This is a genomic window from Pseudarthrobacter sp. B4EP4b (genome assembly GCF_006680095.1).
Taxonomy (GTDB): Bacteria; Actinomycetota; Actinomycetes; order Actinomycetales; family Micrococcaceae; genus Arthrobacter.
Genome location: NZ_VHIJ01000039.1, coordinates 184,291 through 209,663, shown reverse-complemented (window position 1 = coordinate 209,663; position 25,373 = coordinate 184,291). Strand labels below are relative to the sequence as shown.

Genomic DNA, 25,373 nt, shown 5'->3' with positions numbered 1-25,373 from the left:
CGGACTTCACGCAGGGTGAAGCTGGAGCTGTCATGAACAAAGTCGTTGATGATTTCAAGCAGGAACACGCCAACGTCGGTTCGGTTACCTTGGTACCGAAGAACGACGCGGACCTCCTTTCGGGGCTGATGTCCGGGGTGGGACTTCCCGATGCGTTCAGCGCCAGCGCCCGCGATGGTAAGAAGTACCGCGACGCCGTTGGACTTCTCGATCTCAAGCCGGTCTTCGATGAGGACTACGCAAAGGGTTTCTACCCGAAGGCACTGGAGACCGTCTCCCAGGACGACGGCATCTGGGCAGTCCCTTTCATCAGCTACACACCCGTCATCTACCGCAACCTCACTGTGCTCAAGAACGCCGGCATCGACCCTGCTGAGGGAACCCCCACCCAGCAGGCATTCCTCGATCAGCTTGCAAAGGTGCAGGCATCAGGAGCCACACCTACGCACTCCTGGACCAAGGACGACTACTTCGGGCCGGGGGCAATCATGGCCGCCGACGCCGACAAGATCACCGAGGGCGTCAAGGACGGAAAAACGACCATCAAGCCCGAAGAGCTGGAGCGCACCTTCCAGACCGTCAAGGAAATCGACAAATTCGGCAACCAGTCGATGATCTACAAGGCCGACAGCACCATGGAAGCGTTCAAGTCCAACAAGCTCGGGTACATGATCGGTGGCCCATGGTCTGAGCCGGCCATCAAGCAGAGCGGTGTCGAGTACGACTTCGTTCTCACACCGCCCTACGAGAAGGGCGGCAGGACCGGTGGGCTCCAGGGCTGGGACTTCTTCTACGGCGTCGAGAGCAAGGACGAAGCCCGCAATCAACTGGTTGCCGAGCTGATGAAGAAGCTCGGATCGTACGACGTGCAGAAGGAATGGACTCTCCAAACCGGTCGCCCCACGCTCCGTCAGGATGTCATGGACGATCCGGCCGTCATCGGCTCCTCCGCCATGGCCAAAGTGTCCTCCGAGGGCCTCAAAGGCGGCATGCCGCAGATGGACTTCATGAAGTCAGGCGTGTTCTGGCCCACCGCGATGACCGACCCGGTGGCACAGCTGGGCGCCGGTGCACTTGCGCCCAAGCAGACCGCCGAGGAATTCATCAAGGGAATTAACAGCCTCTACGCCGAGGCCGGCGAGTAACCACACCAGGACCTGTGCCCAGAGAGTTGTCTCTGGGCACAGGTACCACGACCGCAAGAAAAGAAAGGTACTCCCGTGAGTACGGACCTAAAACCGATCACAGATCGGGCATCGCGAAGGAGTCGCAACGCGCCGGCACCTATTCGTCGCCTTCCCTTGAAAACCCGCCTTGCCCGGAGCCTCCCGATCTACATCGGCCTCGCCCCGTTCTTCATCCTGCTCATCGTCTTCGTCGGGGCGCCCATGGTCTACGGCCTGGCCATGAGCTTCACCGACTGGTCCGTCTCGAGCCGCAGCACCCTTCATTTCGTGGGACTTGAAAACTACCTCTACATTTTGAGCGGTGAGGGACTCGGATCAACCCGATTCCTCAAATCCCTCCTCAACCTGGCCATCTACGTGCCCATCACCGTCGCCATCGGCCTCGGCGTCTCCCTGGGCCTGGCACTCATCGTGCACAACCTGCCCCGGCGGTTCCAGTCATTTCTGCGCAGCGGCTTCTTCGTCCCCACCGCGATTCCCCTGTTCCTGTGCGTGGGCATCTGGCTGTGGCTAATGGACTCGGACAACGGACTCGTCGCCTCCAGCCTCGCCAAGCTCGGAATCGGCGTGGACGTCAACTGGGTCAACACAGCCGGCTGGGCCATCGCCCTGATCATTTTTATCGACATCTGGCACTCAGTCGGATTCAACTTCGTCATCTTCAGCACCGGCATGCAGGAAATCTCTGAGGACCTTTACGAGGCTGCTGACCTGGACGGCGCGAACGTGTTCCAAAAAATGATGCGCATCACCATCCCGATGATGGAGCCCATCATTTTCTTCGTTATCACCTACTCACTCATCAGCGCCCTGCAGGTGTACGACATCCCCCAGATTCTCACCAGCGGTTCCGATCCCAATTCGGTCGGTGGTCCCAACCAGGTCATGCTGTTTCCCGTCATGGAAATGGTCCGCAACGTCCGGATAGGCGGCGAAGCCGCCCTGGGCCGGGCAGCCGCCGAAGGCGTGATCCTGATGGTGATCATCATCGCCGTGACCTTCATAATGTTCAAGCTGCGCCGGAAGAAGGTGTGATGATGCGATCACGCGTCGTTGGAAAGAAAAGATCGCGTACAGGCATCATCCTGATGGCAGTACTTGCACTCATCTGGCTGCTGGCCAGTCTCTACCCGCTGTGGATGATCATCAGCGCCACTTTCTCCGCAGACTCAACGAACATGAGCACCGCGCTCGTACCCGATGACCTCGCGAACGGGTGGTCGAAGGTCGTCGAAGCCTTCACCGCACTCGATCTGGGCACCACTCTGCGGGACACACTGATCTTCACGCTGATCGCGATCGCCGGAATGGCCCTCACCAGCTCCCTGGCAGCGTACGAGTTCACCTTCTTTGAGTTCCCAGGCAAAAAGTTCCTGTTCGCCGTCCTCATGGGCTCAATGATGCTTCCGCTCGTCCTGTACGTTGTGCCCCTGTACCGGCAGGTATTCAACATGGGGCTGGCCGACTCATACCTCGGTGTAGCGCTGCCCCTCATGGTGTCCCCGCTGTCGGTCTTCATCCTCATGCAGTTCATGGAAGACCTGCCGCGATCCTTCATCGAAGCGGCACAGGTCGACGGCGCCGGCCACTTCCGCATCTTCTTCCTCATCGTCGTCCCCATGCTGCGAAACGGCCTGATCACAGCCACGGTACTGCTTGCCCTCAGCGTCTGGGGTGCATTCCTGTGGCCCTCGTTGGTCACGGGCCAAGAAGTGCAAGCGCTCAGCGTCGCGATTGCCAATATGTTCAACCCGAACTTCTACGTCGACCCCCGAGTACGTTTCGCCGCCATGCTCATCGCGATGATCCCGCCGCTGCTCGTCTACATCCTCTTCCAACGGCACGTCATCAAGGGCGTAGCCATGTCCGGCGTAAAGGGCTAGGTTACGGTCTTCCTCCTCTGAGGCCCGCGGCACGGAGAAGCATGGCCTCAGGACCGTGAGTTAATCCAAAAAGTACAACGGCGCCATCCTCGCGAAGGGTGGCGCCGTCGGCGTGACGGGGACGCCGCCAATATCAGTGAGCTTGGCGTAACCGCCGAAAAATGCCGGCGCTTCGACGACTAAAACCAGCCCGGAAAAAGCCGCTCTTAGAAGTACTCCCCCAAGCATTTTAAAGAGCCGATAGTAAACCTTCTGTCAACCTGCGCCAACGCGGCCAGTCCGAAGTGGCTTACGGGAGGTCGTAGGGCAGTGATTTGTAGGCGGTGTCCTTATTCATGTTCCAGCCGGCGACGAGGCCTGAACCGATCATCTGGTCGCTGAGTCGGGCGAGTCGGTAGGCGGGGTCGGTGTCGAGGGCGAGTTGGAGGAATTGATGGGCTTTGCTGCCTCTGCCTTCCCACCAGTTGATGTACCCGATGGCTGTCAGGACTGGGGCAGCGTGCTCTGCGCTGGTACGGGTGTAGGCGTGCAGGAGCAGTTGTTGTGCCCACTCGATGCGAGACCATTTTGGGGCATGGTCGGTTTGGGCGAACAGGATCTGTTGCATGGGTTCGTCCACCCCTGGGATGTCGGCGATGAGCCGGTCACGGATTGCCGGGAACTGCAGGTGGGCAACGAGTGCGTGGCAGTCATCATCGCTGGGGAAGGTTGTGGAGTCGAGCATGTCTGCCCAGAGTTTTCGGCCTTGCTGGAGCGCGGTGTCCGTTGGTTGGGATGCGATTGTATCGATGTGGTGTTCGACGGCGGTCGCTTTGGCTGCTTCCTGGCTGGTGGTGGGGAGGGTGATGCGGTCGGTGGGTTGGATGTAGCTGCCGCGGTAGATGAATTCGGCGTTGATTGCGCTGGTCTGGGTGGAGTTGACGGGCAGGGCGAGGCTGGTGCCGGGTTCGCCGTCGTAGGGGGAGAAGGTGTGGTCGCCGACGAAGAGTCCGTCCCTTATGGTGATGCCTTGTTCGGCGAGGACGCCGGTGAGCGCGGCCATGGTGCCGGCATACGGCCGTGCCTGTCCGTGCTGCGCTGTTTCGCTGGTGTAGACGGCGAAGAGGATGGATGTGGCGGTGGTGTCGCTGGTGAGGTAGTGGGCGACGGTGCGTGCGTAGGGGAGTTCCTGCCCGGGTTGGCGGGGGAGGTCGATGCGGAGGGTCGCGCCGATGCTGTTCTCATTTAGGGTGATGCAGACCAGGCTTTCCTGTGGCCAGAAGCCGAGGGTGTGGCCGATGAAGCTGAGGACATCTGATGGTGTTGTGATCGTGAGCTTTTCCATGATCCCGTGTTTCCCTTCACCCTTGTGTTGCTGTTTCTTTTTGCGGTTGTTGGTTGTGGGCGTCGTTCTGGTAGGGGACCATCCGCTGGGTTCAGGGGCCGGAGTGCAACTTGGGGAACGGGCGCCGGGACCGAAAACTTCATCCGCGGGGACTGCTTCCACGATGTCTACGGAGAAGTTTTCGGTTCCGGGGTCGGCGCGGTAGCGCCCTGGTTGCGCGGAGGGCCCGCCCAGCGATCATGGGCGATATCAGAATGACAAGCAGTGATGGATCTTCTGCCTGTCTATCGAAGCGAAGGAACGAAGCGGCATGACTTCGGCATCAGCAGTGATTTCGTTCGCAGGGCGCCTCTTTCGTTGTTCCCCCCATGCCAGGTCGCCCCCGGCCGGCCACAGAGTTCGGACGTGTTTCAGCCCGAGGGCTGTTTCATCCCTATTGGCTGGGCGGTGGCGGTGCCCGCGGTGACTGGGGCCGTTCCTTGAAAATGATATTTCTGCTGCGACAGCGGCAGAATTCAGTGTTTGCGCGGCGGTTTCGATTGCGGTGATGACCGTTCACGGCTCAGCGCCACGACGGCAGGGCCCCTGCGTCGGAAAGTGCGGTCGCTGTCGAGGCTTTTAGCCTTGCTTTGGCTCCTATTGGTCTCGTATCGGCCCGGATCACGTTTTTGCGGATTCCCAGTGTTGGTAACGACTCGAGTGCAGTTCCATGCTTCCGCTGCGTTGATGGAGAGTGATCCGAAGCCGGCCGCTACCTCTGGTTTTGGCGCCATAGGAGCGAACTCCCCCCGGAGAGGCACTCCGAAGGGGTAGCGTGTGCCGTAGCCGACGAAGGGGCCAGGATGAGCTACAAATATCGAACTGTTCGAGTTCGCGGTACCGAGCTGGTTGGAACGATTGCGAGGAAGCGCGGGGGTGCGGCTGAAATCTATGAAACGTCCAAAGACCTGAGCACATCAGTAGTTCCCGTGTTCTTCGAGGCAACGGGCGAGATCCGCTTTTTCGACAGGTCAGTGCTGGAGGACGTTGTAGCACCAGCCACTTAACCCGCCTAGGCATACCGGCTTGGCCTGTGGGACCCATTTCAGCGGCAAATGAGGGTGCGGACATTGTCCACATTCTTGGCTTCGGATCGGGTAATACTGCCCGCGGAATGCTTCCAATTCCGCATGTTTCCGGAAGTTCCCAGCGTTGGCAAGGCCCGGAAGTCAGGTCGAGTCCCACCTCGGGCACAGCATATTCCCTTGTGAGAGGGGTTTTTGCTTTAGCGTGTTGACATGGCTTGTGGTGGCGTCCCTCTGACGCTAGGTTTGCGGGCTGTGGCCTGGCTGCCGCTGAGCCTATTCAGGTGTGTGGGGAGACGGGATCAGGGTCCTGGCTGGTGAGCCTTCCGCCTGCTGTCGTGGGGTTGAGCGCTTCCTCTTTCCGGTTCTGTCGGGTGGGCCGGGATGGCCTACACCTATTCATGGGCCAGGGTCCCGGCAACTACCTGACTTCGCCGATGTTGGTGGGAAAATCTTTTTGGACGTTCGTCCTCGTCCGGTGGGGGAGTAAGACGCGACCCCCTTTGTCCTGCGAATGAGGGTATGGACACTGTCCACACTTATGTCTGTTTTATAGGTGTGCCCGTGGTGGGAATGGCCGAGGGGAATCTTGCGATCACGAGTGTCAGACTCGTGGGCCGATCCGATCAGCCGTCCACATGCTGGAAGCACTGCCGCTCACGATTCACATAGCAAACCCTTGCCTCAGCCGGACCGCGATTCGCTCCAGTGCGTCGCCTACTGGAGCAATTGTCGCGGGCAAGTTCAGGAAGCCGTGGAGCATTCCTTGGACTTTTACTTGTTCAACGTCGACACCGTTGCCTGCAAGTAGGGCGCTGAAAAATTCTCCTGAGGCTCTCAGTTCGTCATATTCGGCGTTCAGGACCAGGGTTGGTCCGAGCCCATCGAGTTCTGCGCCGGCTGGCATTGCATAGCCCGGGACTGCCACGTCTTCTGCGGTTCCCAAGTAGTTTTCCTTCACGGAACGCGCCATATCTGGGGTAAGTTTCATGGCACTTGGCAGGTCCATCAAGGCGTGCCGAAGCGACTCAGAAGGTTGGGGGAGGTCAAGTGCATCATGGGATACACCAACACAAGCTGGTCCGGCACCCACATGTCCTCGTCCCGGAGTCGCAGAGCAGCGGCAGCGGCCAGATTGGCACCTGCACTGGCTCCACCCACCGAAGTGACGTAACGCCCAGCTCCGTCATGTTTGCCTGTACCCACCGAATGGCGGCGATGACGTCGTCAAGGGGGATCGGGTACTTTACGCCGATACCGGCCAGCCGATAGTCCACGCTGACGATCGTTGCCGATGCCCGCTGGACCAATTGCCGGGCAGTCCAGTCGGCCTCCTTGGTGTCCAGGTCCCCGAACTGGAAGGCACCGCCATGCATCCACACCAGTGCGTGTCCTGAATGGGTGTCCGGGGACTGTTCTACAGGGGTGTAAATGCGGCGGGAACCGGCCCATGGGGGCCGGGCACGGAAACCATCCGGGTGGTGGCGGTCGGTGGGGGAGGCGCATCGGGGTAGGCATCAAAGGCCTCCATCTGCGCCCTCATGGACGGATCGCTGAGCCCGGCTTCCAATGACGGGATCCCGTCCAGCAAGGGAAGCCGATTGGCGATGTCAGGGTGAAACGGCATGGAGTTCCTTTCCTGGTGTTTACTGCTGGCTCTCGGCGTTGACGAGGATACGGACCCTCACGGCGGTGATGTGCTTGTCGGAGAGGATCTCAAGGCGTTCGTCCCCGTTGAGGAAGCGTCCTTCCTTCAGCCCGGAGCCGGTAACCATCAACTCCCTCACTGAGTCAAGCTCAACGTCGCAACCGGCTTTGTGGAAGTCCACCTGTGCCCCCTGGCCCACCACGATGAATTCAGTGGGATTAATGGCAAGGACCATCCCGAAGGGACGGGCGTCCCCCGGGGTGGGGCCGTGGGTGGCGGCCACGGTTTCTTCCAGGAGCTCCGGCGCCGGGGGGACCCGCACACCCGCGTCCAGGAGCATGCCTTCGAGGAGCTTCCTTGAATTGCGGACAGTAATGTCGGTACCCGCCACGCTGGTGCTGAGGGATTCCTCGTCCGGGCCAAGGGCGAAACCAAAAATCCGGCCGTCGCGCTGGGCGTCCACAATCTCTGGAGTCAGGGAAGTGATGATGGAGCAGGCTGTGCTGAACTGGTTGCCTTCCCTGCCTTCTTCCACGCCGAAGACGTTGTAGCCCAGGCCTCCGAAGCCGCCAATGGCCAGAAACGCATCTCCGGCGCGGAAACGTGCTTCCGGGATGAACAAGGGATTGGAAGCGGAGGCATATTGACGCATGACCTCCTCTGCGTTGGGAACGTAGATATCCGGTGCCAGGAAGTCGATGGCCGGCGCCGCGGCCCGCCACACCGGGACCATGCGGGCCGTCGGTCCGCCGCTTGGGTACTGGCCGGGCAGGTCCTGGCCACGTTGCGGGCCGATCCAGGCGTTTGCGTACGCGGGAAGGGGCAGCACTTCCTTTCCAGCAGCCGCCAAACCTCCTACGAAGGAAGCGAATCCCCACGCCATGAAGGTTTCCTCAGCAACTGGGTTGTCATCGCCGAAGCAGTCCGCCCAGCTCCTGTCGCCGTCCGGATTTGCGCGGAGGGACTGCACCAGGTCAGGGTCAAAGGACTCCGAAGCATGGGAAACCGCAGTGATCAGTTGCTCGGGCAGCGGTGCGTTCCACGCGGCCTCGGCCAGCGGACTGTGGTCCCTTCCCGCACCCAGCAGGCCAACTTCGTTCTCAACCTGGACCATGATGACTGTATGGTCCGGATCGATCGTGGCCACATGCTTCAACAGGGCAACGTAGGCAGCCCGGTCCGCTTCGAAAAGGTCCCGGGAGAAGACGGACAAGCTGGGCCGCGGCATGGAACCGGGGTAGGAGAAGGGTGTCTTCAGGGGTTTGGCGCCCCTGTCCGCGCGGGGAAAACGTTCACGATCTGCCCGAACCCAGCCGGGGGCATAGGTGGAGAAAGCGTTCTTGAAGGCCCCAAACCAGATCATGACCAGGCGGACGCCGGTGGACCGTGCGTCCTCCACCAGGCTGTCCACGATCGAAAAGTCGAGTTCTCCCTCCACTGGTTCCACCTGTTCCCAGGACACAGGAGCGATCACGGTATTGATTCCGGCCTTTGCCAGTTTGTCCCAGATGGGCGACATGTAATCCCGGTTTGATGCACTGGAATTGTGCAGTTCGCCTCCGATGCAGAGGAACGGCTTCCCGTCCACAATGAGGCGTGTGTGGCTGCCTGTGCGCTCGAGGCGCGGGAGGTTCTGGTGTGGCATGGTGATCAGTCCTTGATGCTTGAGGGCCGGGTAGTGGTGTCTGTCAGGGAAGGCGAAGTGACCATAAGGTTGAACTGCTGGGTGGCAATACCGTCTCCAATTCCTATCCGGAAGGAACCTGGCTCCACGATGTATCCGGTCCCGGGATCGTTGGTCCAGAACCCCAGGTCATCGAAGCCCACGGACAGTGACACCCGCCGTTCTTCTCCAGCCGGTACGAACACGCGTTTGAAGCCGCGCAAACGCCTGACCGGCTGGGTCACACTTGCCAGGAGGTCGGAGACATACAGCTGGACCACCTCTTCGCCGTCCCTTGTTCCGGTGTTGCGTAGGATCGTTGTGAAGGAGAGCCGTGCTCCGGCTTTGAGCTCGTCCAGGGTCAGTGATAGTGCCTGGTCCGGGGATGACTCCAGCTCAAAAGTGGTGTAGCCAAGGCCGTATCCGAAGCCGAATTGCGGGCCCAACTCCAAGTCCAGGTATTTGGACTTGAAGTAGTCATCGGTGTTGTTGGGACCGGTCAGTCCCACGTCCGGCCGTTGGTGGGCAAGGGAGCCTCCTGTGAGAGCGGGCCTGCCGGTTGGTTCGTGGTTGTAATAGACGGGCACTTGACCCACTGATCGCGGGAAAGACATGGGAAGTTTGCCGCCGGGATTGACCGTGCCGGTGAGGACATCCGAGATCGCTTTTCCGGCCTCTGTGCCCAGGTGCCATGCCAGGAGAAGGGCAGGACATTGGTCAATCCATCCGCTGACCACCAACGGACGGCCCGTCATCAGGACCACGGCAAAGGGGGTGCCTGAGCCGGCAATGGCCTGGATCAATTTCTCCTGGTCTCCGGGCAGGTCCAATGAACTCCGCGAGCTCGCCTCCCCGGAAAGGTCACTGGGTTCCCCGACGGCGACGATCACCAGGTCCGCCTCAGCGGCGGCAGCAGCTGCTTCAACCTGAAGGCCGGGATCGGAGTCAAAGAAGGTGGCACCGGGCAAGGTGGTCACTACGGACTCCGGCAAGGCCGCGCCGAGCGATTCGGCAATTGAGGTGGTGGTGGGCGAGGCGAAGTACTGCACCCACGCGCCGAGGTGGTCCTTGCTTTCAGCGTAAGGACCCACAACTAGGACGCGTTGTCCCCGGGGCTTCAACGGCAGGACGTCGGAGTCGTTCTTCAGCAGGACGGTGCAACGCGCGGCAGTGGCCCTGGCGGCCGCCAGCGAGGCTTCATCAGGACCGGTTGCGGCCGAGCACTCGTCCACATAAGGGTTATCGAACAGCCCCAGCGCTTCCTTGAGCCGCAGCACACGGAGTACGGCGTCATCCAGGCGCGCGGGATCCACCATGCCCTCATGGATCAGCGGCTTACCCCCGCTCAGCAAAGAGCCGCCCATCTCCACATCGAGCCCGGCGGAAAGTGCCAGCCGCCCGGCGTCGGACGCGTTGGCGGCGACGCCATGCTCAACCAGTTCGCCGACGCCACCGGCGTCAGCAACGACGATGCCGGCGTGTCCCCACTCGTCCTTCAAGACAGTGGTGAGCATCTCCCGGTTGGCGTGCATCGGCACCCCTGAAACTGCATTGAAGCTCGCCATGACACTGGCCACTCCCGCCTTGGCCGCGATCCTGAATGGCTCAAGATACACGTTGCGGAGCCGTTGAACAGAGATGTCCGTGGTGTTGTAGTCGCGGCCTCCTTCTGCCGCGCTGTAGCCAACAAAGTGTTTGGCGCAGGCGGCTATGGAGGTATTCGCCGAAAGGTCGTCACCTTGGTACCCCCGGATCTTGGCCTCCCCGAAGACGGCATTGAGGAAGGGGTCTTCGCCAAACCCTTCCACCACGCGTCCCCACCGCGGGTCCCGGGACACATCAATCATGGGTGAAAAGGTCCAGTTGACCCCGCTGGACCGGGCTTCTTTGGCAGAGAGCCTGGCATCTGCCGCGGCAACTTCGGGATCGAAGCTGGCCGCCTGCGCCAGAGGGGTTGGGAAGATGGTGAACTGTCCGTGGACAACGTCCAGGCCGATCAGCAGCGGGATGCCGTGCCGGCTCTCCTCAACGGCGATCCGCTGGAGGTCGTTGGTGGCCTTCGCCGAGGGGGGCCAGAAAAGCGCACCGGCACCGCTTCGTGCAAGGTCCCCGGCTTCTGCAGAGCCAGGCCTCCAGACGATCTGGAGCTGCGCGAGCTTCTCTGCATAGGTCATTGATGCCAGGATTTGTTCCGGCTGAACTCTAACTTTCACGGTGAGGATCCTCCTGGGACGGTTGGTGGATCTGGTGCCTTATGAGGTCCAGTGTGCGCATGATGGCCAAGGAGTCGCTTAGGGGCATCACGGAGCTCTCGGGTTTCCCCGCTTCGATTAGTCCATGGAACTCGAGAATTTCGTACCTGAGTCCGCCGCCAACAATGGGCGCGTGAACGGTGTGGGACTGCTGAAGTCCCGGCCCTGAGGGGTTGTAGTGTGAAACCGTCAGCTCGTTGGGACAATGGTGCGGGGCCGGCAGTTCGATGATGCCTTCGGTCCCCAGTATCCGTGCGTTATTCGGCAGCACTGTGGACATTGATGAGCTGATGTATCCGGTTGCACCGTCACTGAAGGACAAAAGCGCTGTCGCGTCCAGGTCCACCCCGCTGGTGCTGCTGCGGCCGAACGCGGCGACGGCCGGTTCATCGCCCAGGAGCCAGTGCGAGAGCTGAACAGGATAAACGCCCATCTCCAGCAGGCTTCCGCCGCCCAGGGCGGGATCGTACAACTGTGGCCGCGCCCGCGGCCCAGCCTCCGGAATCGGGAAACCGAAGGACGCTTCAACCTTCCGGACCTTTCCGATTGCACCGTCGTCCACCAGCCGCTTCAGCTCAAGGCAGGCAGGCAGGAACCGGGACCACATGGCCTCCATCAGCACTGTCCCGGTTCGCTTGGCGGTTTCGGACAGATCGAGGGCTTCGTCGTGGGTGGAGGTAAAGGGTTTTTCCACCAGGACGTGTTTGCCCGCCTCCAGGAATTGCCTGGCATGCTCGTGATGCAATCCTGCAGGCGTGGAAACGTACACCGCGTCAATGGTGGGGTCCTGGGCAAGGTCCTGGAAGGACAGGTGCTGTTTCGGGATGCCGAATTCGGAACAGAACTTCCCTGAGGCCGCGGCGGTCCGGGACGCTGCAGCAGCCAGGAAGGCAGAGGGAACTTCAGCAAGGGCCTGCGCGAATTCACCGGCAATGGTTCCCGTGCCGGCGAGGCCCCATCTCACGGTGTTGTTGTTGGGCACGTCATTCCTTTGCTTGCATTGCCAGATCGGCAGGGCCGTCCAGGTTTGCAGGGTCGTCCAGATCGGCTGAGTCGTCCAGGTTGGCAGGGTTGTCTGCGGGTGCGGTGGCTTCGTCCGAAAGGTGTCCGTCAGGCAGCAGTAACGCTGCAATGAAACCCAGGATGTAGATGCCGGCCAGTGCAAGGAAAACGGGAGAAAACACGTCGTGGTAAATCGACGCGATCTCGGCCTGCAGGGCGGGGTCTGCGGCGTGGACCAGGGCCGGGGTGAGGGTACCGGAATCGAGCCCGGTTGGCAGGAGCGCTGCGACCCCGAACCCCACCACTCCACCCACGACTGCTGATCCGATGGTGGACCCGATCTGGCCGCTCAGCCCGGCAGTCGCCGTGGCGGTACCGAGTTCACTGCGTGGTGCAGCATTCTGCACGATTGCAATGGCAAGGCTCATGAACGCTCCGGTGCCGAGGCCTACGAACGCCATGATCGACGCCGGGACCCACAGCGGGACGCCCGCCGGGAGCAAGGACATGGCCCCGAGCCCGAGGGCTCCCATTATTGTCCCGACCAGCGGAAAGACGCGGTAGCGGCCCGTCCGCGAAGCGGCCCAACCCGTCACGAGGTTGCCCACCAACATCCCGAGTACCGTGGCGATGGGAACCAGCCCTGAGACGGTGGCACTGACGCCGTAGGCCATCTGGAAATACGTTGGCAGGTACGCCGTAGCCGAGATGAGCCCGGCACCCATGACTGCGGACAAACCCACGCCGGCACTGAACGTACGGTTGCGGAACAGGCGGACCGGGATGATCGGGTTGCGTTGGCCACGCTCGACGGCGATCAGGCCCGCCAGCGCCGCTGCGCCGGCACCCACGGCGATCCACGCCGAGGAGTTTGCTGAACTGAACCATGCAACGGCCAGCACCACCGCCACAAGGACAGCTGTGAGCAAAAGTGCACCAACGCCGTCGAACCGTTTTTTGCTGCCTGCCGGCTCAATGTGCGGAACGGCGATGACCGCCAGGAGAAGCGCGGCCAGCCCCACCGGGACATTGATCCAAAAAACCCAAGGCCACCCCCAGTGGTCCGTGATCAGGCCTCCGAGGAGCGGCCCGATCAAAATTGCCACCGGAAAGGCGGCCCCGATCAGTGACAGGTATTGCGGGCGTTGCCTTGGTGTTGCCACCTCGGCGACGATTGTCTGCGACATCAGCTGGAGTCCCGCGGCGCTCATGCCTTGGAAGACCCGGGCGACGACCAGCTGCGTCATGTCATGCGCGAAGCCACAAGCGAACGACGCCACAACAAAGCCGGCCAGCGCAACCAGGAAGACCATCCGTGGGCCGACCCGGTCACCCAGCCCACCGAGGACCGGGAGCAGGACGGTACTGGCCAGCGTGTAGCCGACCACCACCCAGCTCATGTGCTGGAGGGCGCCAAGCTCGCCGGCCACTGTGGCCAATGACGTTGAAACGATGGTGTGATCCAGGGCCCCAAGGAATGACACCGCCAGGAGCGCTGCCATGAGGAGCCGCAGGCGTGTGGCAGAGATCTGGTGGGTGCTTTGGTTGCTGTTGTGGACTTCGGTCACGGCGTCCCGTCGATCTCGGCCTCCAGGCTGTGCAGAAGCGCGTGCTGCCGCCGGACCTGTTCAATGGATCGGTAAGGCAACCGATCGCCTTCGTATTCGCTGGACAGGTAACCCGACCATTCGTTCTCCTTCAGGGTCTGAAGGATCTCGCGCCAAGGTATTTGGCCGTCAACAAGGTCATCGCCGATGTCGAAGAACTTGGCCTGAATGAAGGACACGTAGGGGAGAACATCCACCAAGTCCGACATGGGAACGGCCAGGGGTTTACGCCAGCCTTCTTCCTGGGCTTCTTCGCTGAGGCCGTCATGCTTTGCGGTGGTGATTGCCCTTTGGAAGATTCCGGTGTCGATCAGCAGGCGGAAGTTCTTCGATCCGGTCCGTTCGATGAACTCGATGTACTCGTCCACCACGGGGTGCTTGATGGGAGTGGGCGCATGAATTTCAGGGCAAATAATGAGGTTCAGCTCCGCCGCGAGATCGAGGTTGCGCTCAATCACTTCCTCCCAGATCGGGTGGGGGCGCAAATCCATGGACACTACCCCGATCTTCGGCCGGACTGAGGTGAAGCCGAGGCGATGGGCCAGCCGGAGATCGCGGGCAAGCATCACAGCACCCTCATCGGCCGTGAGGTCGCGGTGACGCCACAAGCTGGAATCGATCCAAGACCCGTAGTTGGTGGGTTCAAGCTGGTACTTTTCGAGCAGCCCGTACCATTGGTCGATCCATGCCGTGGACGGCTCCGGGTAGTTGGGTATGTGGCCTTCGCCGAGGATCTCGATCCCTGTCGCCCCGATGTCGGCGATCTGTGCCATGGCATCTTCGAGGGTGAGGACGGTGTTGATGTCACCGGTGTAGCTGTAAAGGGAGACACCGTACTTGAGGTTGCTCATGCGAGGACCGTGACCTTTCGCTGGGACGTGAAAATTGACGGTTGGAATTGTGCGGGGATGTAGGGCGCGTACAAGGCGATATCGACCCGCACATCATGGACACCTACGGCCAGGCCGCCTTCGAGGGGCACCGTGATGGTGGCCAGTTCGTCGAGCTGCCAACGCACGTCGGTGGACCGGCGCAGCTCCTCGATGCTGAAAGTGCGTCCCTGGAGTGTCCAGCGCGGTTCTTCCCGGCTCCACTCCCGGCCATCAACAGTGACAGCAGCCCCATCAATGAGGCTTCCCCACAGGCCCCGGTAGTTGGGCATGCGAAGGGCTATTTCGAAGCCGACCGTGTCAGTACCCTCCTGGACGTTGCGAAAGCCCCGGCTTTGGATCAGTTCTCGTTCGAGGACCATGTTTTCCTCACTTCTCTGTGGACGTGGAGTTGATTGATTCGGCGATGTGGCGTGCACCGGCGACGGCCAGGGCCACCCCGGTCAAGGTGGGGTTGCAGGCTGTGGGGGTGGGGATGACACCGTTGCCGGCAACGAACAACCCTCTGACGTCCCACACCTGTCCGGTGGGATCGCACACAGCGGTGCCGTCGTTGGATGTCCCCATCCGCAGGGTGCCTTGGTAGTGGAGGGAGGCTCCGGCAGGAAAGGTGAGCGGTTCATCGCCCAGCGGTTCTCCCAAGGACCGGGCAGCGGCAACCACCGATTGGCGTGCTGCGGACAGTGTCTGCTCGTCACGTTCGGTGAAGGTGTAGTGGATGTTCATTGCCGGCAGCCCATAGGCATCCGTGGTGTCTTCGGAGAAGACAACGCGGTCCGACGCTTGAAGGTCCTTGGCGCAGAACCACCCCAGCCCCACGATCGAACCAGGGATGACGTCCCCTGAAATGGGCACCGGCGACGCGTCGAGTTGCATGACCTGCCCATGAAAGGGCTGCTCATCAGTGAAGGGCACCCAGCTCACACCGCTTTGGGCGGTGATGGTGGTGTCGTGTAACGAGGCAGCGGGAACTTCATCCACGACGCCGGTCAACCGGACGGCGTGGACAATCTGAGGCTGGTCGTTCAGGTACCGGCCGAGTGCTTCGGGGCGGATACCAGACGCGAAGAGCAGCTGCGGACCGCGGAGGGCATCGGCGGCAACTACGACGTACCGGGCAGCAATCTCATGCTCGTCTCCCGTCTTGTCGTCGCGAACCCGCACACCGCTGACCTGATCTCCGTCGGTCAGCACCCGCACAACCACGCTTTCGTCGAACAGCCGGGCCCGGGGGTTGTTCCGCGTCTCGTCACCGAACACCACGTCAGCTCCAGACCAAATGAAGCGGCCGTCGTCCGTGCGGCGGACTGCCAGCGGCATGGGCTGCACGCGACGGTCAGGTGCGCGGCCGCCGTCGAGCGCCTTTGCCAGACGTGAGCGGACAAGATCAGCAAGGGGAGCATCGGCCAGTGCCTCCGAGCTGACCGAGAGGAGGCGTTCGGCCTCGCTCAGAAGCTCATCCATGTTCGGAAGGAACGCGATGCGCTCGCTTCCACCTGGACGCGGGCATGCCCCGGTCCAGTGGGCCGCCATCCCGCCAACATTGCTGGAGAATGCAAGACCCGGCAGTCCAGCCTCGCCGGGCTGCTGCCAACCGCCATCAAGCAGGAAGGTGCCGGGCCGCACCGGGCGTGCGACGTCGCGTGCATACTCTGCGAGGTTCCCGCCGGTTGGCAGGGCGCCCACTTTTCCCTCCGAGCGGCGCTGGGCAACTTCGCGGTCCTGAACACTTGCGATGTTTTTCACGTGGGATCCGGGCGGATCACTGATGGTGGGTCCGGCCTCAAAGATGGCAATGCTCGCTTGGGGGCTGAGCTCGGAAAGAATCCGTGCATAAGTGGCGCCGGCAGGGCCACTGCCGATGATTGCGACGTCGACGCCGGCCGGATAAGGGCGCGCTGAAGGTACTGCTGTGGTGGTCATGCTGTTCTCCAGGAGTCTGTAGAAGGAGGGCTTCACGCCCTGGTGGTTTGCTCAGCGGGCCGCTGTGGACAGTGCGGGTTGAGCGTCAAGAAAAAGTCGTCGTTCCCGGCGCCGCACGGCCTGCCGGGCCGGGTTGGCGATAGGGGAGGCCAGGAGGAGCGCCTTCGTGTAGGCATGGTGCGGATTGGCAATAACCTGTTCCGTGATGCCGGTTTCCACAATTTCTCCGTGTCGCATCACTGCCACGCGCTCGCTGATATGCCGCACCACGTCCAGATCGTGGGTGACAAACAGGAGCGAAACCCCGGTCTGCTCTTGTATCTCGGCGAAAAGTTGGAGAACCCGTGCCTGGGTGGACAGGTCCAGTGCGCTGACGGGCTCATCGCACACGATGAGCTTGGGCTTTCGGCACAAGGAGCGGGCGATTGCAATGCGTTGCCTCTGGCCACCGGAGAACTCGCGCGGATAGCGGGTACTCGCGTTGGAGGGCAAATTCACTACATCGAGGAGTTCGCGAACCCTTTGTTGGGCATCAGCGCGGGAGGTGCCCGATACCTGCATGGGCTCCGACAAGATGTCGCTGATGGTCATTGAAGGATTCAGGGAGGTGTAGGGATCCTGGAACACCACCTGGATATCGCTGCTCAGAGCCCGGCGTTCCTTCTTGCCGAGCTTGGTGATCGACCTGCCATCGAAACGGATATCGCCACCGGTCACGGGAGCCAGGCCCAGCACGGCACGCCCGATTGTTGATTTGCCCGAGCCCGACTCGCCCACCAGCCCCAGGGTTTCCCCGGGCTTGATGTCCAGGCTTACCCCGTGCAAGGCACGGAAAGTCCGCTTACGGCCGAACCCACCCACCTTGTAGTCCACGGTCAGGTCAGTGATCCGCAGGAGGGGCTCTGCCTCAAGCGAGGGGGTCTGATTGACGGAAGTCATCGTGCACCTTCTGTCTCGGTGGTCAAGTCTGGGTCGATGGGGTGGTCGCCTGCAGTGTTCGACGTTGAATCGAGCGCAGAGTCCAGGAGGAGGCGCGTGTACTCTTCCCGGGGGTTCGCGAACAGGTCATTGACCGCGGCTACCTCCACGATTTCTCCGTTGCGCATCACGGCCACTTGGTCGCAGAGATCGGCAACCACTCCGAAGTTGTGCGTCACCAGGACCACGCCCATGCCGCGTTCTGCCTGAAGGCTGCGGATGAGGTCCAGCACGTCCGCCTGGACAGTGACATCCAGTGCGGTGGTGGGTTCGTCAGCGATGAGGAGCTCCGGGTTGCATGAAACGGCTCCTGCGATGAGCACGCGCTGCGCCATTCCGCCTGAGACTTGATGCGGGTAGGACTTGAAGACGCGCTCAGGATCGGGAATGCCTACGCGGGCGAGGAGTTTGAGGGCTTCGTCTTTGGCATCCTTCGCCGATATGCCCAGGTGGTGCTGCATTGGCTCGGTCAGTTGGGACCCTATGCGGAAGGCGGGGTCGAGGTTGCTCATCGGTTCCTGGGGAATGTAGCCGATCCGGGCGCCGCGCAGGCGGTTGCGCTCCTTCGGAGTCATCCGCAACAGGTCCGCTCCGGCGAAACTCAAGGTTCCGGCAGTCATTTCGGCTTGCCCGGGCAACAGTCCCAGGACCGAGAAGGCAGTTTGCGATTTGCCCGAACCGGACTCTCCCACCAGGCCAAGGATCTGGCCGCGCTCCACCCTCAAGGAAACGCCCTTGACGACGTCGGACTTCTCACCGTTGGGGCGAGGATAGGAAACCCGGAGGTCGTTGATGACCAGGAGCGTGTCTCCCGGATCCACAAGCGCCTTTTCCAGCGGCCGTGCCGGTTCCGGAGTGGAACCGGTGCCTTTGGCTGCCTTTACCGTCTTGGTGCGGCCGGCCGAGAATCCGTAGTTCGCCAGGGCGTCGCGGAAGCCGTTGCCCACCAGGGTGCAGGCCATGACGGTCAACACCAGTGCAACACTTGGCCAGAGCAGCAACCAGGGAGCGTTGAAGATATTTTGCGATGCGTCATTGAGCATCAGGCCCCAGCTGGCTTTGTCAGAGGAGCCAAGGCCAAGGAAGGCAATGCCTGCTTCGATTCCGATGCCGGCACCTGCCAACAGGGCCGCCTGGATGATGGTGGGCGTGATAACCACCGGAAGGATGTGGCGGACCATGATGCGCATGTCGCTCAAACCGGAGACCCGGGCTGCGTCCACGTACAGCTCTTCCCGTACGGCCCGGACCGAGCCGCGGATCAGAAGGAACACCGATGGGGCGATCAGTATGCCGAACACCACCAGAGCAAGTGAGGTACTGCGTCCCACACGGGCCAGTACTACAAGGAGCACCACGATGGCCGGCAGGGAGAGGAGCGCGCCACTGATCCACATGCTTACGCCGTCGATCCACCCTTGGCGGTAACCCGCCAGGAGCCCGGTGGGTACGCCGATCAGCAGGCTCACGGCGATGACGATCGCGGCACTGGAAAGGCTGGTTTGGGCGCCGTGGACAAGGTTCGCCAGGACGTCGCGGCCCACGCCGTCAGCGCCCAGTGGGTGCTCGGGAGTGAAAGGGGGCGCGAGGACATCAGCGAGGCGTGTGGCGGTGGGGTCGTAGGAGGAGATCAACGGTGCGAGGATCGCCACCACCCCGAGCAAGGCCAGGAACACCAGGGAAATGACCGCTGCAGGTTCACGAAGAAACTTCTTGATCAGTTTGTCGCCTTGTGGCGCGGAGCCGACTACTTCAAGCGACTTGCGGGTGCCGGTGACTAGGTTATCGGTCATGAGACACGAACTTTCGGATTGATCCAGCCTTGCGCCAGATCGACGAGGAGGTTGACGACGACCACCAGCACCACGGTGACCAAGACGATCCCGAGTACAACGGGAAGGTCGCCGCGGCCGGCAGAGTTGTTGGCCTGGGTGCCGATTCCGGGGATATTGAAGACTTTCTCAATGATCACCGAACTGGAGATGGCCACGATGAACATCAGGGACACCGTGGTGAGGCTCGGACCGGCGGCGCTGCGCAAGGCGTGCTTCACCACGACACTTCGCTCGGGGAGGCCACGGCTGCGCAGTGTCCGGACAAAGTCCTGCTGCATGACATCGATCATTGACCCCCGGACCTGCAGGGCAATGGAAGCCAGGGAACCCAACGCCAGCGCAATGACCGGCAGCGTGATGGAGGCAAGCCACTTGCCGGGGGAATCGCTGAAGGCTGTGAACCCCGTGGCCGGCAGCAGGCGAAGTTGAACAGCGAAAACCAATGCCAGGACCAGGGCTACCAGGAAGCCTGGAATTGCCTGGACCAGGGTGGACGCCACCTGGAGACCGCGATCCAGGCGGCCCCGGCGCAACGCCGCAGTGACCCCGATCAACGTTCCGAAGCAGGCGGCGAGGATCAGTGATCCGATCACCATGGACAAGGTGGGCGGGAGCGTCTGGGAGAGCAATTCTCCTACAGGCTGGTTGGTGAACCATGACCGGCCCAAATCTCCGCGCACGGCCGATCCGAGCCATTGGAAGTACTGGGTGATCAAAGGTTCATCGAGGCCCAGCTGTTGGCGCTTGGCCTCCACTTGCTCGGCCGAAGCCACAGGTCCCAGAACCTGACGGACAGGGTCTTGCCCCGTGAGGTTCAAGAGGAAGAACGTCGCTGTGGATATGACGAACATGAGCACCAGTCCTGAGGCCAGGCGGCGAAGGATAAACATCAGCACGGCAGCTCCTTGGGCTTCGGAAGATGAGGGGATTGGCGGGGGGAGGCCGGCCTTGGGACGGGCCGGCCACCCACCTACTTCTTCGAGGCTGTGAAGCCCCAGAGCGGCGGCAGAGTGGAATAGCGCTGCGGCGTGACAGTGATTTCAGTAGTGCTTGCAAAGACGTTGTCAGACTGGATGTAGGGCGCAAACCAGGCCTGGTCCACCAGGTAGGTGCTCAGTTGACGGAACGTTTCGGTCTGGGCATCACCGGTTTCGCTCTGAGCCTTGTTGATCAGCTCAACCACAGTGGGATCGGAGACGTGGAACGGGTTCCAGAGTGATTCGGGAGTGAGCGCAATCTGGGCGAAATCCCACGGGCGCGGGCTGTTGAGCCCGAAAATCGCTGCGGGGTACTTTCCTGCCAACAGATCCGAGATGAACGTCTGGCCGTTCACAGGCTGGTACTGCGGTGTGACGCCGATAGCCGTCAGCGCTTCAGTCACAGCCGCTTGCTGGTCGGGATATACGGGTGACACATCCGGCATGGGCAGGGTGAAGCCGTTTGCATAACCGGCGTCGGCGAGAAGCTTCTTCGCGGCGTCCACATCAAAGGGGTACTTCTTGTCCAGGTCCGGGATGAAAGCGTCGCTGGTGGAACTGAAGACCTGGCTGGTGGCCTTGCCCTTACCGCCAAAGACTTTCGCGTGGATGGCGTCGCGGTCCAAGGCCATGTTGATTGCCTGGCGGACCTTCGGCTCGGCGAGCGCAGGAACCAGGGAGCCCTTGCGGTCGAACAAGTAAAGGCCGCTGGTGGTGTAGGCGGGGCTGGTCTGGATATTCAGGCCGGCGGACTTGAGGCTGTTCGAATCCTTGTCGGTCACTACTGCGAAGTCTGCTTCACCGGCCCGCAGTGCGTTGAGGATTGCATTGTTGTCGTTGAAGACCGTGACTTCGACGGTGTCGAACGGGAAGTCTTTGGCGTTCCAGTAGTCAGCGTTTCGCGTGTAGACGTACTTGATGCCGGTCTGGGACTTTGCTGCGTCCAGGATGTAAGGGCCGGAACCTATGGGAGTGGTGTCCAGCTCCGGTGTTCCCAAGGCCTTCGGGCTGGCAAGGACACCGGCGGTTCCGCCCAGGTTCGGCACGAGCGACGGGTCCGGAGCGGAAAGCGTGACCATGAGGTTGGTGGCGTCGGTGACGGTGACATCCTGGATGAAGCGCAGTTGCCCACCTGCTTCACCGGTACCCTTGCGGGCGGAATCAAGGTTGGCCTTCACTGCGGCGGCATCCAATGCCGTCCCATCGGTGAATTTGACGCCCTCCCTGATAGTGAGGGAGAGCTTGGTCCGGGCGTCATCGTAAGACCACTTGGTCACGATGTTCTCGGCAGGTTCTCCCTCATTGGTGTTCCGGAAGAGGGAGTCGTAGACCGGTTGAAGGAACTGGGTGGTGGGGCCAGTGCCGAAGTTGCCCGGAGAGAAGGACTCGGGCGGCGCAATGGCTGCGATGTCCAACTCAGTTGGGGCGGGGGAACCACCAGGGGAGGAGCCGGTACAGGCGGTAAGCGCCATGACGGCTGTGACGGCGGCAATGCCGACTAGTTTGCGCATGTTTCTCCTAGACATGGCGTCGAAAGCTCAGCTTCGAGTGATCCGACTGTTCTCCGGCGACAACGCTACGGAGATCGATAGGTATTGCGGTGAATGGTGGCTGAAATGCCGTGGAAAGGCGCCTTGTTTTACAGGGAATCCCGCGGATTCCTTGTAAGCGTTCCGGCGCAGGGCCAAGGGTGCAGAGGGTGTGCTCCATTTGGTCTCCCTCGCCGTCGAGGTCAGTGTTGCTGTCGAACGCTTTGTGGCGCCTGTTACAAAGATAATCCGGTGACCGGAATAAGTCAACCACTTCTTCCGGAGCCCGGAAGATTAGGCCGAGAGCCCTTCGGTGTCCTGTTTGAGGGTTTGGGTCAACCGCTCGAGTAGCCGGGGAAGGTTTTCCTTGGAGAAGAGTTCCCCCAGGACAAGTTGGGCTGCACCCACAACGCCGCCCACTTGTTCGTCAATGGCCGATAGCTCTACGAGCAGGTCCGGCGCACCTGTTGAAGGCAGCCGCTCCAGGACTGCCTGCTGTATGGGCTTCAGTACGATGTCTTTGGCACGTGCGATGCCGCCGCCAACAACCAACATGTGTGGAGCGAAGAAACTGACCAGGGTTGCGAGGCTGCTTCCCAGGAGCGCCGCTGTGCGGCTCAGTAGCTCAGTTGCCGCGGCATCCCCGTGTTCAGCGGCAAGCGTGACGTCATAGGCGCGAACACGCCCGGTCTCTTTAAGGACTTGCGCGAGATAAGCGCTGCGTCCGGTTTCGGCGAGCATCAGGCCGTCCCGCTCGATCGCCCACCCGCTGGTCACTGCCTCCAGGCAGCCCGTGCGTCCGCACCTGCAGGCGACCACTCCCGCCTCGGGAACGGCCGCGTGGCCAATGGAGCCGGCCAGGCCGTGGGAGCCCCGGTAGAGACGGCCGTGGGTGATGAGGGCGGCCCCAACCCCGGCACCGGCTCCGAAGTAGAGCAGGTGCTTTGCTTTGGCGGCCCGCGGATTGCTTTCGATTTCAGCCAAAGCCAGGAGATTTACGCGGTTGTCTACCCAGACCGGAACCGGCCACCGCGCCGCAAACTGTTCCCGCACCGGGTAGTCACCCCAGCCGGGCAGGACTGGTACGCCGACGGGAGTGCCGGTGTCGAAATTGACCGGACCGGAGAGGCCCACGCCGATCCCGAGCAGATTGTTGCTGCTTTGCTCCCGGATAACTTCCTCGATGATGGCATTGACCTGGTCCAGGATCTGCGCGGGCCCTTCGCCGACGTCGCATAGTTCCCTGTGGCGGGTGCCCAGCAGGGCGCCGGCAAGATCGGAAGCGCTGACGACCATTTCATTCGAGGCGATGTCCACGCCTACGACGTAGCCGGCCTGGGCGTTGAGGGATAACAGCTTGGCTGTTCGCCCTCCTGTAGAGGGGGCGCGGCCGGGGGAGTGGATGAGCCCGATCTGTTCGAGTTCCGCAACCCGCTCGGCAACAACACTGCGGCCCAGGCCTACCTGGTCGGTCAGGGTTGCCTGCGTGATGCCGTCCTGCCAACGGACTGTCTCCAGCACCGACGCCAGTCCGGTGTACCGCTCTATGGCCATTGTTTTTCCCTCCAAGCGCCTTCAGCACCTTTGACGTGGCCCCTAAAGACAACCCCATGACACTTTCGTCTTTGCCCGACGATCCGCATTTTTGGGCCACCATCCGCAACTTTAGCTTGCGCTGACCGAGTCCAAGTCTATAACTTTTTCCGGTAAGCGGATAAACTTTTTGAAACCCATCACACAAGGAGGCCGCATGCGGCGATCTGTTAAGACCACTGAAGACGGTGTCCAGTACCGCGACCTGAACGGAAACGGAGTGCTGGATCCGTACGAAGATCCACGGCTGGATGCAGCCACCCGCGCCACGGATCTCCTGACGCGTTTGTCGGTGGAAGAGAAAGTCGGGCTGCTGTTCAACACGGTGATGGTTGTGGGTGAGGTGGCTGATCATGATACGGCCAGTCCCTTCGGGCCGGAGTCTCCGCGTGACTTTGTGGTTGGCAAGTCCATCAACCATTTCAATATTGGCCGCTTCCCATCAGCCCAGCACATGGCCCGCTGGCAGAACGCCATGCAGGAACTCGCAGAGCTTACACCGCACGGGATCCCCATCACCTTTGCCACCGATCCCCGCCATGGCTTTGCACAAAATGACGGAATGGCTTTCGCCGCCGGTTCGTTTTCACAGTGGCCCGAACCGATGGGCTTGGCCGCCCTCGGTGATCCTGCTGTAATCAGCGAGTTCGCGGAGACGGCAAGAAGAGAATATGTCGCCGTCGGGCTTCGTGCAGCCCTTCACCCACAGATTGACCTGGCATCTGAACCGCGCTGGGCGCGTCAACTGCAGAGCTTCAGTTCAAACTCAGCGGTGACGTCAGAGTACGTTGCGTTGCTCATCGCAGGTCTGCAGGGTGGAAAGCTGTCATCCTCGAGTGTCGCCTGTACCGCCAAGCACTTCCCGGGCGGAGGCGCCCAGGAAGACGGAGAGGATCCACACTTCCCGCAGGGCAAAGCCCAGATCTACCCCGGCGGGAATTTCGATGGGCACCTGGCGCCGTTCCGCGCAGCGATTGACGCCGGCACAAGCGCGATCATGCCCTACTACTCACTGGCGAAAGACCTCGTTATTGATGGTGTCGACGTGGAGGAGGTGGGCTTTTCCTACAACAAGTACCTCATCACGTCACTTCTTCGCGAACAGCTCGGCTTCGAAGGTGTTGTCCTGACCGACTGGCAGCTTGTCACTGACCTTGAGGTCTTTGGTTTGCCCTTCCCCGCCAAGGCGTGGGGTGTTGAGCACCTGAGTCCACTTGACCGGGTGGAGAAGCTTTTCGACGCCGGCGTGGACCAGTTGGGTGGCGAATCCTGCACGGAGTTGGTGCTTGAGCTGCTGGCCAACGGCAAGTTGTCCCCGGAGAGGGTGGAGGCATCGGTGCTGAGAATCCTCCGGGTTAAATTCGAGCTGGGGCTCTTCGACAATCCTTACGTTGACGCGGAGGCTGTCAACGAGGTGGTGGGATCCGAGCCGTTCCGCAACGCCGGACACCGCGCCCAGGCAGAAGCTGTCACCGTCCTCAAGAACGATGGGTTGCTGCCCCTTGCACCCGGTACCCGTATATATGTCGAAGGTGTGGACCCGGCCGTTGTTACCGATCAGGTGATCCTCGTTTCGGATGTGGTGGAGGCTGATGTAGCGCTGGTACGCCTGGCAGCGCCCTACGAACCACGCAACGAGTACTTCCTGGACGCCATGACGCATCAGGGCAGCCTCGACTTCCCTGACGAAGAGATCGCACGGGTACGGGCACTTGCAGAAGAACTCCCCGTGATCCTGGACGTCTACCTCGAACGGGCAGCAATCCTGACCCCCTTCGACACCATTGCCACTGCCATCACCGCAAACTTTGGCGCATCCGATGCTGCACTGCTGGATGCTTTGACTGCTGCGATTCCACCCAAGGGCCGGTTGCCGATCGAGCTGCCTCGCTCCATGGCCGCCGTCGAAGCTTCACATCCTGACGTCCCCAACGACACCCTGAATCCGCTCTACCCGTACGGCGCCGGCCTCAGCGTGCCGTCAACTTCCCGGAGCGAGTCCGGGATGCTTACGTGAA

Annotated in this window: 20 protein-coding genes and 1 pseudogene; 4 read left to right on the top strand and 17 right to left on the bottom strand. The window is 61.5% G+C overall.

Annotated elements, in window-relative coordinates:
* Positions 1-32 precede the first annotated feature (32 nt).
* From FNL14_RS14430 to FNL14_RS14420, 3 genes are all read left to right on the top strand, one after another.
* Positions 33-1,145 carry an ABC transporter substrate-binding protein gene (locus FNL14_RS14430; protein ID WP_181762645.1) on the top strand — a complete coding sequence of 371 codons (1,113 nt, stop codon included), beginning with the start codon at positions 33-35 and terminating at the stop codon, positions 1,143-1,145.
* 156 nt (positions 1,146-1,301) lie between these two features.
* Entirely contained in the window at positions 1,302-2,222 is a 921-nt protein-coding gene (locus FNL14_RS14425) for a carbohydrate ABC transporter permease (protein WP_220126181.1), read from the top strand.
* Between the two features lie 53 nt (positions 2,223-2,275).
* The gene (locus FNL14_RS14420) at positions 2,276-3,070 is read left to right on the top strand and encodes a carbohydrate ABC transporter permease (protein WP_220126180.1); all 795 of its coding nucleotides are present in this window, start codon (positions 2,276-2,278) and stop codon (positions 3,068-3,070) included.
* A gap of 289 nt (positions 3,071-3,359) precedes the next feature.
* Here FNL14_RS14420 and FNL14_RS14415 read toward each other — a convergent pair whose 3' ends face one another.
* From FNL14_RS14415 to FNL14_RS14340, 17 genes and pseudogenes are all read right to left on the bottom strand, one after another.
* Positions 3,360-4,394: a DUF4192 domain-containing protein gene (locus tag FNL14_RS14415; protein WP_142061119.1), complete on the bottom strand. Its 1,035-nt coding sequence runs from the start codon at positions 4,392-4,394 to the stop codon at positions 3,360-3,362.
* Between the two features lie 1,728 nt (positions 4,395-6,122).
* Positions 6,123-6,449, bottom strand: coding sequence for an alpha/beta hydrolase fold domain-containing protein (locus FNL14_RS14405; protein ID WP_255470849.1), 327 nt, complete (start codon positions 6,447-6,449; stop codon positions 6,123-6,125).
* Between the two features lie 17 nt (positions 6,450-6,466).
* Positions 6,467-6,619 (bottom strand): alpha/beta hydrolase fold domain-containing protein, encoded by a 153-nt coding sequence (locus tag FNL14_RS23835; protein WP_370455863.1) that lies wholly within the window; start codon positions 6,617-6,619, stop codon positions 6,467-6,469.
* 20 nt (positions 6,620-6,639) lie between these two features.
* Positions 6,640-6,891: pseudogene (locus FNL14_RS23830) on the bottom strand (alpha/beta hydrolase); the annotation flags it as partial.
* Positions 6,876-7,085 (bottom strand): hypothetical protein, encoded by a 210-nt coding sequence (locus tag FNL14_RS14395; RefSeq protein ID WP_142061113.1) that lies wholly within the window; start codon positions 7,083-7,085, stop codon positions 6,876-6,878. The pseudogene FNL14_RS23830 and the gene FNL14_RS14395, both read right to left, overlap by 16 nt.
* Positions 7,086-7,104: 19 nt before the next feature.
* Positions 7,105-8,751, bottom strand: coding sequence for a DUF5597 domain-containing protein (locus FNL14_RS14390; protein ID WP_142061112.1), 1,647 nt, complete (start codon positions 8,749-8,751; stop codon positions 7,105-7,107).
* A gap of 5 nt (positions 8,752-8,756) precedes the next feature.
* The gene (locus tag FNL14_RS14385; RefSeq protein ID WP_255470848.1) at positions 8,757-10,982 is read right to left on the bottom strand and encodes a glycoside hydrolase family 3 N-terminal domain-containing protein; all 2,226 of its coding nucleotides are present in this window, start codon (positions 10,980-10,982) and stop codon (positions 8,757-8,759) included.
* Positions 10,972-12,003, bottom strand: a complete 1,032-nt coding sequence (locus FNL14_RS14380; RefSeq protein WP_181762643.1) for a Gfo/Idh/MocA family protein — start codon at positions 12,001-12,003, stop codon at positions 10,972-10,974. The genes FNL14_RS14385 and FNL14_RS14380 overlap by 11 nt, the downstream gene beginning before the upstream one ends.
* Before the next feature lies 1 nt (position 12,004).
* The gene (locus FNL14_RS14375; RefSeq protein WP_370455862.1) at positions 12,005-13,591 is read right to left on the bottom strand and encodes an MDR family MFS transporter; all 1,587 of its coding nucleotides are present in this window, start codon (positions 13,589-13,591) and stop codon (positions 12,005-12,007) included.
* Positions 13,588-14,481 (bottom strand): sugar phosphate isomerase/epimerase, encoded by an 894-nt coding sequence (locus FNL14_RS14370; protein ID WP_255470847.1) that lies wholly within the window; start codon positions 14,479-14,481, stop codon positions 13,588-13,590. The genes FNL14_RS14375 and FNL14_RS14370 overlap by 4 nt, the downstream gene beginning before the upstream one ends.
* Positions 14,478-14,882: a DUF6379 domain-containing protein gene (locus tag FNL14_RS23655; protein ID WP_255470846.1), complete on the bottom strand. Its 405-nt coding sequence runs from the start codon at positions 14,880-14,882 to the stop codon at positions 14,478-14,480. Before FNL14_RS23655 ends, FNL14_RS14370 begins: the two co-directional genes overlap by 4 nt.
* A gap of 7 nt (positions 14,883-14,889) precedes the next feature.
* Complete coding sequence (locus tag FNL14_RS14365) at positions 14,890-16,443, bottom strand: GMC oxidoreductase (RefSeq protein WP_142061106.1); 1,554 nt, start codon at positions 16,441-16,443, stop codon at positions 14,890-14,892.
* A 51-nt stretch (positions 16,444-16,494) separates the two neighbouring features.
* Entirely contained in the window at positions 16,495-17,382 is an 888-nt protein-coding gene (locus FNL14_RS14360; protein WP_142061104.1) for an ATP-binding cassette domain-containing protein, read from the bottom strand.
* Positions 17,379-19,214: a dipeptide/oligopeptide/nickel ABC transporter permease/ATP-binding protein gene (locus FNL14_RS14355; protein ID WP_142061102.1), complete on the bottom strand. Its 1,836-nt coding sequence runs from the start codon at positions 19,212-19,214 to the stop codon at positions 17,379-17,381. The genes FNL14_RS14360 and FNL14_RS14355 overlap by 4 nt, the downstream gene beginning before the upstream one ends.
* Complete coding sequence (locus tag FNL14_RS14350; RefSeq protein ID WP_255470859.1) at positions 19,211-20,146, bottom strand: ABC transporter permease; 936 nt, start codon at positions 20,144-20,146, stop codon at positions 19,211-19,213. The genes FNL14_RS14355 and FNL14_RS14350 overlap by 4 nt, the downstream gene beginning before the upstream one ends.
* An 80-nt stretch (positions 20,147-20,226) precedes the next feature.
* On the bottom strand, positions 20,227-21,744 hold the full coding sequence (locus tag FNL14_RS14345; protein WP_181762642.1) for an ABC transporter substrate-binding protein: 1,518 nt from the start codon (positions 21,742-21,744) through the stop codon (positions 20,227-20,229).
* Between the two features lie 312 nt (positions 21,745-22,056).
* Positions 22,057-23,316 carry an ROK family transcriptional regulator gene (locus FNL14_RS14340; protein ID WP_142061096.1) on the bottom strand — a complete coding sequence of 420 codons (1,260 nt, stop codon included), beginning with the start codon at positions 23,314-23,316 and terminating at the stop codon, positions 22,057-22,059.
* A gap of 196 nt (positions 23,317-23,512) precedes the next feature.
* On the opposite strand from FNL14_RS14340, the gene FNL14_RS14335 reads away from it, so the two are divergent.
* Entirely contained in the window at positions 23,513-25,372 is a 1,860-nt protein-coding gene (locus FNL14_RS14335; RefSeq protein ID WP_142061094.1) for a glycoside hydrolase family 3 protein, read from the top strand.
* Position 25,373: the final 1 nt, after the last annotated feature.